Source organism: Sphingomonas silueang (genome assembly GCF_040049155.1).
Taxonomy (GTDB): domain Bacteria; phylum Pseudomonadota; class Alphaproteobacteria; order Sphingomonadales; family Sphingomonadaceae; genus Sphingomonas; species Sphingomonas silueang.
Map to the genome: position 1 here is coordinate 67142 of NZ_JBDZDK010000020.1, position 6696 is coordinate 73837.

Here is a 6696-nt window from a genome sequence, read left to right on the forward strand (position 1 = left end):
GGCGGGGGGAGGCGCGACAAGGGGGGCGATGCGCCCCGCCGCCCTTCTCGGCCGAATCGTCGCGCTGGCGCTGCCGCCGCGCTGCCCGGCGTGCGGGGTGGAGAGCGACGCGGATCACCGCTTCTGCGCGGCATGCTGGCAGGGCCTGCGCTTCCTCGGCGATCCGGCGTGCGCGCGGTGCGGCAGCCCGTGCGCGATCGAACCGGTCGCAACCTGCGCGACATGCGCGGCGCGCCCGCCGGTGCATGACGGCGCGCGGGCGGCGGTCGCCTATGGCCCGGTCGCCCGCGATGTCGCGCTGAAGCTGAAATATGGCGGGCGGCCCGGCATGGCGGGAACGATGGCCCGGCTGATGCTGCGCCACGTGCCCCCCGACACGACGCTGATCGTGCCGGTGCCGCTCCACCGCTGGCGGCTGTGGCAGCGGGGCTATAACCAGTCGCTGCTGATCGCCGGCGAACTGGCGCGGATGACGGGCAAGCCGCTGGCGCGCGACCTGCTGCGCCGGACACGGGCGACGCCGCCGCTGCGCGCGATGGGCCCGGCGGCACGGGCGCGGGCGGTGCGCGACGCCTTTGCGCTGCACCGTCCGGCGACGGGCGAGCGGGTGCTATTGATCGACGACGTACTGACCAGCGGCGCGACCGTCGATGCCTGTGCGCGGGTGCTGAAGGCGGGCGGCACGGCAGAGGTGCAGGTGCTGTGCTGGGCACGGGTCGTCGCGACGGACGATTGACAAGCCGCCCGCTCGCCCACACCTCGGTCGCATGGCAAACATCCGCATCTACACCAAGGCGTTCTGCCCCTATTGCACCCGCGCCAAGCGGCTGCTCGACGAGAAGGGCGCCGCGTACGACGAGATCGACATCACCATGGGCGGCGCGAAGCGGCAGGAGATGCTGGCGCAGTCGAACGGCCGCACCACCGTGCCGCAGATATTCATCGGCGACACCCATGTCGGCGGTTCGGACGATCTGGCCGCGCTGGAGCGTGCGGGCAAGCTGGACCCGCTGCTGGCCGCGTGAAGCTGGCGCTGCTCCAGATGACGGCGGGGATCGATCCCGCCGCCAATGCCGATGCGATCGTGCGTGCGGTGCACGATGCCGCCGCGGGCGGGGCGGCGATGCTGTTCACGCCGGAGATGTCCGGGCTGCTCGATCGCGACCGGGAACGCGCGGCGGCGAACCTCCATGCCGAAGCCGATGATCCGGTGCTGGCGGCGGTGCGAAGTGCGGCGGCGGCGGCGGGGATCTGGGTGCATCTCGGCTCGCTGGCGGTGCGGCGGGGCGACGGGCTGCTCGCCAACCGGAGCTATGTGATCGACGCGGGCGGTGCGGTCCGCGCCACCTATGACAAGCTGCATCTGTTCGACGTGACCCTGCCGACCGGGGAATCGTGGCGCGAGTCGGCCAGCTATGCGCCGGGCGATGCCGCGCGGGTGGTGGCGACGCCGCTCGGGCGCATCGGCCTCAGCATCTGTTACGACCTGCGGTTCTCCGACCTGTTCCGGGCGCTCGGCGATGCGGGGGCCGAGGTGCTGGCGGTGCCCGCCGCCTTCACCGTGCCGACCGGCCGGGCGCACTGGCACGTGCTGCTGCGCGCGCGGGCGATCGAGGCGGGGGCCTATGTCGTCGCGGCGGCGCAGAGCGGCACGCATGAAGACGGGCGCACCACCTATGGCCATTCGCTGGTGGTCGGGCCGTGGGGCGAGGTGCTGCTCGACATGGGCGAGGGCGAGGGGCTGGGCTTCGCCACGATCGATCCGGCACAGGTGGCGGCGGTACGGGCGCGGGTGCCGGTCGCGGCGCATCGCCGGGCGATCCCGCCGGTCGAGGTGATCGGATGATCGTGTTCGACCTGCGCTGCACCGCGGGCCATGTGTTCGAGGCGTGGTTCGCCTCCGGCGCCGCCTATGACGAACAGCGCTCGGGCGCGCTGATCGCCTGTCCGATGTGCGGCGATACCGGCGTCGAGAAGGCGGTGATGGCCCCCAATATCGCACCCAAGGGCAATGCCGCGCCGTCGCCGCAGGCGGTCAAGGCGGCGCTGTCCGCACTGGCGCGGGCGCAGCAGGCGGCGCTGAAGGACAGCGAATGGGTCGGCCGCGACTTCGCGACCCGCGCGCGGGCGATGCACAGCGGGGCGGCCGATCCTGCCCCGATCCACGGTCAGGCGACCCGCGCCGAGGCGAAGGCGCTGGTCGAGGAAGGCGTGCCGATCGCGCCGCTGCCGCTGCCGGTGGTTCCGCCCGATCGCGCCAACTGATGCGTTGCGCAGGCGCGCGACCGGCGATAGAGCGGGCACCCAAGGCCTCGTAGCTCAGCTGGACAGAGCGCCGCTTTCCTAAAGCGGGCGTCGGGGGTTCGAGTCCCTCCGAGGCCACCAGATTTCCGATGGATGCCGGCCAGCGCCGTTCGTCGCGAGCCAAGTCGCGGGACACGGCGGGTGTCGAGCCGGATATCCGATCGACGTTCGGCCGATGTGTAAGTGGAGTCGCTCCCCTTCCAGGGAGGGGAGAACCGAATCGCGATTGCGCTCGACACGGACGGTGGAAATGGCGGTTCAGGCCGCCTTATCCGCATTCCCACACGCCGCCGCGATAGATCGTCTCGCCGCCGTCGTCGGTGCGCATCGTCAGCGTCGCGTCCCAGCCGCCGGTCGGCTGCTCCGCGCCCGCCGCACGGGCGATGGTGAAGGACACATGCTCGCCCGCCGCGATGCCGCCGCCGCTGATCGCCGCGCGCCCCGGCGTCGCCGCGCTGATCCGGCGCAGGCGCTTGTCGTATTTGACCAGCCCGTCGCCCTCGTCGCGCAGCATCAGCAGGATCGCGCCGCCAGGCTGCGCGCGGAAGCTGCATCCGGCACCCAGCAGCTGGCGGTCCTCGAAATCGGCACGGACCATCGGTTGCAGCGCGGGGGCGGGGTGCGGGGCGGGCTCCTCGGGCACGCCGGGCAGGACGCTGGGCAGCGGGGTGGGCGCGACGCCGCCGACCGACCCGACCGGCTGCGTCGCCGCATTGTCCGCCGCGGCAGGCGGTTCGGCGGAACAGGCGCCGAGCAGCAGCACGGCAACGGCGGCGAGCGGTCGATTCATCATGCCCCCGAAACGATCGCCCCCGTCCCGCCGTTCCCTCAGCCGCGCCCGATCAGCGCCAGCACTTCCTCGCGGCTGCGTTCGTCGTCGCGGAACACGCCCATCATCCGGCTGGTCGTCATGGTGACGCCGGGCGTGCGCACCCCGCGCGCGGTCATGCAGGCATGGGTCGCCTCGATCACCACCGCGACGCCGCGGGGCCTGAGGCCGTTCCAGATGCAGTCGGCGACCTCGGCGGTCAGCCGCTCCTGCACCTGCAACCGCCGGGCATAGCCGTGCAGCACTCGCGCCAGCTTGGAAATGCCGACGACATGGTCCTTCGGCAGATAGGCGATATGCGCCTTGCCGATGATCGGGGCCATGTGATGCTCGCAATGCGACTGGAACGGGATGTCGCGCAGCAGCACGATCTCGTCATAGCCGCCGACCTCCTCGAACACCCGTTCCAGATGGATCGTCGGGTCCTCGGCGTAGCCCTGCGCATATTCCTTCCACGCCCGCGCCACCCGCTGCGGCGTGTCGCGCAGCCCTTCGCGCGACGGGTCGTCCCCGGCCCAGCGGATCAGGGTGCGCACCGCTTCCGCTACGTCGTCGGGCACCGGCAGCTTGGGTGCGGGGCGCACCAGATCGCCGTCGGCCATGTCGTCAGTCGCGTCACACATCGTCGTTTCCATTCCCGATATTCTGCCCGCCGCAGCTACACCCTTGGTATCACTCGGAGACGGCAGGTGTGGCTTCCATACCCGAATACCCAAAGAAAGCGCACGGACCCCATGTCTTCCCCGTTGACGCGCGCTGGCTGGTTCGCCACGAAATACGAATCACGCACGGCAGAGACCGGCGGTTAGCAGAGAGGGGATGCCATGACCAAGTTCGAGCTGTTGGGTGCGACGGCCCTGTCGATGCTGCTCGCCGCGCCGGGTGCGCTGGCGCAGACGACCGAGAGCCCGGTCGCGCCCGCCGGGGTCGCCGCGCCCGACCAGACCGCGCTGGCCGCGCCCGCCGAAGACTGGGGCAACGACATCATCGTCACCGCCAACCGTCGCGCCGAACCGATCCAGGACGTGCCGATCGCGGTGACGGCGGTGAACGCGCAACTGCTCGACGATGCGGGCGTGCGCGACATCCGCGGCCTCGAACAGCTCGCCCCCTCGCTCCAGACCACGACCGGCCAGTCGTCGGCGGTGTCGACCTCGCTGTCGATCCGCGGCGTGGGCACGGCGGGCGACAATCCCGGCTTCGAGCCTGCGGTCGGCGTGTTCATCGACGGCGTGTTCCGCTCGCGCGCGGGCATCGCCATCGCCGAGCTGCCCGAGATCGAGCGGGTCGAGGTGCTGCGCGGGCCGCAGGGCACGCTGTTCGGGCGCAACACCTCGGCGGGTGCGCTGTCGGTGTTCACCGCGCAGCCGAAGTTCGACCTCGGCGGCTATGTCGAGGGCGAATACGGCAACTACAACGCCTATGAGCTGAAGGGTGCGCTGACCGGCCCGGTCGCCGAAACGCTGGCGCTGCGCGTCGACGGCGGCTGGCGGCAGCGCGACGGATACATCGACGATGTGAACTCCGACCGTTCGTTCAACGACATCAACCGCTGGTATGTGCGCGGGCAGGCGCTGTACGACACCTCGACGCTCAGCTTCCGGCTGATCGGCGACTATTACAAGACCGACGAACAATGCTGCGGCGTGGTCAGCAGCACCCGCGGCCAGACGGCGGCCGCGATCCAGTCGATCGCCGCGCAGCAGGGCCGCACCGGCATCTACACGGGCGCGCCGTCGGAGCGGAAGATGGCCGCCTCGCCCAACCGCGACTATGCCGAGGCGGTGCGCGACTGGGGCGTCTCGGGCGAGCTGAACGCCGATGTCGGCGATTTCAAGCTGACCTCGATCAGCGCCTATCGCGATTTCCAGGTGCTGCGGAACCAGGACATCGACTATTCGGGCATCGATCGCGCGTATCGCGAGGGCTATCGCTCGGCGCTGCGCGACATCACGCAGGAAGTGCGCTTCCAGGGGCAGTTGTTCGACGGCAAGGTCGATTTCCTCGTCGGCGCCTTCTACCTGAACGAGAAGCTGAAGCTGCGCGACACGGTGCGGCTGGGCAACGACGCCAACCGCTATGTCGATACGCTGCTGGCGGGGGTGCTGGCGGCACCGCCGTCGGCAGGCGGCATCGGGCGCGCCGCGCAATTCTACGGCAGCTTCAACGTGCCGACCTTCACCCAGGTCGCCACCGCCCTGCGCGGCGGTGCGGCGCTCCCGGCGGGCACGGTGCCGCTGTTCGGGCAGTTGCTCTATGCCCAGAGCGCCGCGCTGCAGGCCGCCGCCCCGCCGGGATCGGCGCTGTTCACCTATCTCAACACGCCGCTGACCCCGAACCAGCCGGGGCAGGGCAACAACAACGACGATTTCCAGGTCGATACCAACGCCTTCGCGCTGTTCACCCACAATATCATCAACTTCAACGACAAATTGTCGCTAACGCTCGGCCTGCGCTACAATTACGAGCGCAAGGAGCTGGCGGCGTCGATCAACAGCAATCCGTCGGCCTGCGGCTTCTTCCTCGGCAACGATCCGCGTGCCGTCACCTATCGCAACGCCATCCGCGCGGCGAGCCCGGCGCTGTTCCAGAACCTGTTTCTCCTGAGCTGCAATCCCGCGCTCAGCAGCGAGTTCAACGGCAATTATTCGCACGACCGCAGCGAAAGCCGCCTGACCGGCACCGCCAAGCTGGCGTACAAGTTCACCCCCGACATCCTCGGCTATGCCAGCTATGACCGCGGGTTCAAGTCGGGCGGCTACAACCTCGACCAGGCGAGCTTCAACACCACGGTGCTGGGCGGCGACGGGGCGCAGGCGAGCGACCTCGAATTCGGGGCGGAGACGGTCGACAGCTACGAACTGGGCCTGAAGACCAGCCTGTCGCGGCAATTCTCGTTCAACGCGGCGCTGTTCTACCAGAAGTTCAAGGGGCTCCAGTCGCTGATCTTCGCCGGCAACAGCTTCGTGGTGCAGAACGTGCCCAAGTCGACCGCCAAGGGCGTCGAGCTGGAATCGGTGATCCAGCCGATCCGCGCGCTGAGCTTCCGCCTCGGCTACACGTTGCTCGACGCGGCATATGATGCCAGCAACAACTTCGCGGGCACCCCGCTCCAGAACCAGAACGGGCGGCAGTTCCTGAACCAGCCGCGCAACGTCGTGACCGTCGCCGCAACCTGGACCCCGCGCCTGACCGGCAAGCTCAACGCGCTGTTCCATGTCGACATGCGCTACAACAGCGATGTGTCGATCGTGCGCGACGGCACGGGGGCGACGACGGTCGGCAACGACGCCTATCCGCTGCTCAACGGCAAGATCGGCGTGGCGACCGACGATCGCCGCATCTCGGGCGAGTTCTTCGTGGAGAACATCACCAACCAGTATTACAACATCTCAGGGTTCGCGATCCCCGAGCAGACCGGCACCTACGGCGTCTATCCGGCGATGCCGCGCTTCTACGGCGTCCGTGCGCGGTTCGGCTTTTGATCGTTGTGCGGCACCGGCCCGCTCCCCCACCCGGCCACCCACGCGAGTATCCTGATGGGTGGCCGGGTGGGGGAGCGG

At 69.7% G+C, this 6696-nt stretch carries 7 protein-coding genes and 1 tRNA gene; 6 read left to right on the plus strand and 2 right to left on the minus strand.

Annotated features, from left to right (window positions below):
- Positions 1 to 28: 28 nt before the first annotated feature.
- The 5 genes from ABLE43_RS16545 to ABLE43_RS16565 all read left to right on the plus strand — a co-directional run bounded on the left by ABLE43_RS16545 (position 29) and on the right by ABLE43_RS16565 (position 2385).
- Positions 29 to 736, plus strand: a complete 708-nt coding sequence (locus ABLE43_RS16545) for a ComF family protein (RefSeq protein WP_348979485.1) — start codon at positions 29 to 31, stop codon at positions 734 to 736.
- A 31-nt stretch (positions 737 to 767) separates the two neighbouring features.
- Positions 768 to 1025 carry a glutaredoxin 3 gene (grxC, locus tag ABLE43_RS16550; RefSeq protein WP_348979486.1) on the plus strand — a complete coding sequence of 86 codons (258 nt, stop codon included), beginning with the start codon at positions 768 to 770 and terminating at the stop codon, positions 1023 to 1025.
- Positions 1022 to 1846, plus strand: a complete 825-nt coding sequence (locus ABLE43_RS16555) for a carbon-nitrogen hydrolase family protein (RefSeq protein ID WP_348979487.1) — start codon at positions 1022 to 1024, stop codon at positions 1844 to 1846. Before grxC ends, ABLE43_RS16555 begins: the two co-directional genes overlap by 4 nt.
- Entirely contained in the window at positions 1843 to 2265 is a 423-nt protein-coding gene (locus ABLE43_RS16560) for a DUF1178 family protein (protein WP_348979488.1), read from the plus strand. The genes ABLE43_RS16555 and ABLE43_RS16560 overlap by 4 nt, the downstream gene beginning before the upstream one ends.
- A 43-nt stretch (positions 2266 to 2308) precedes the next feature.
- Positions 2309 to 2385 (plus strand) — tRNA-Arg (locus tag ABLE43_RS16565).
- A gap of 187 nt (positions 2386 to 2572) precedes the next feature.
- Here the strand turns inward: ABLE43_RS16565 and ABLE43_RS16570 are convergent.
- Both ABLE43_RS16570 and folE read right to left on the minus strand, forming a co-directional pair.
- Positions 2573 to 3097 carry a hypothetical protein gene (locus ABLE43_RS16570; protein WP_348979489.1) on the minus strand — a complete coding sequence of 175 codons (525 nt, stop codon included), beginning with the start codon at positions 3095 to 3097 and terminating at the stop codon, positions 2573 to 2575.
- Positions 3098 to 3132: 35 nt separating this feature from the next.
- A complete protein-coding gene (gene folE / locus ABLE43_RS16575) occupies positions 3133 to 3756 on the minus strand; it encodes a GTP cyclohydrolase I FolE (RefSeq protein ID WP_348979490.1) in 624 nt (207 codons plus the stop codon).
- A 201-nt stretch (positions 3757 to 3957) separates the two neighbouring features.
- On the opposite strand from folE, the gene ABLE43_RS16580 reads away from it, so the two are divergent.
- Positions 3958 to 6618 carry a TonB-dependent receptor gene (locus tag ABLE43_RS16580; RefSeq protein WP_348979491.1) on the plus strand — a complete coding sequence of 887 codons (2661 nt, stop codon included), beginning with the start codon at positions 3958 to 3960 and terminating at the stop codon, positions 6616 to 6618.
- Positions 6619 to 6696 lie beyond the last annotated feature (78 nt).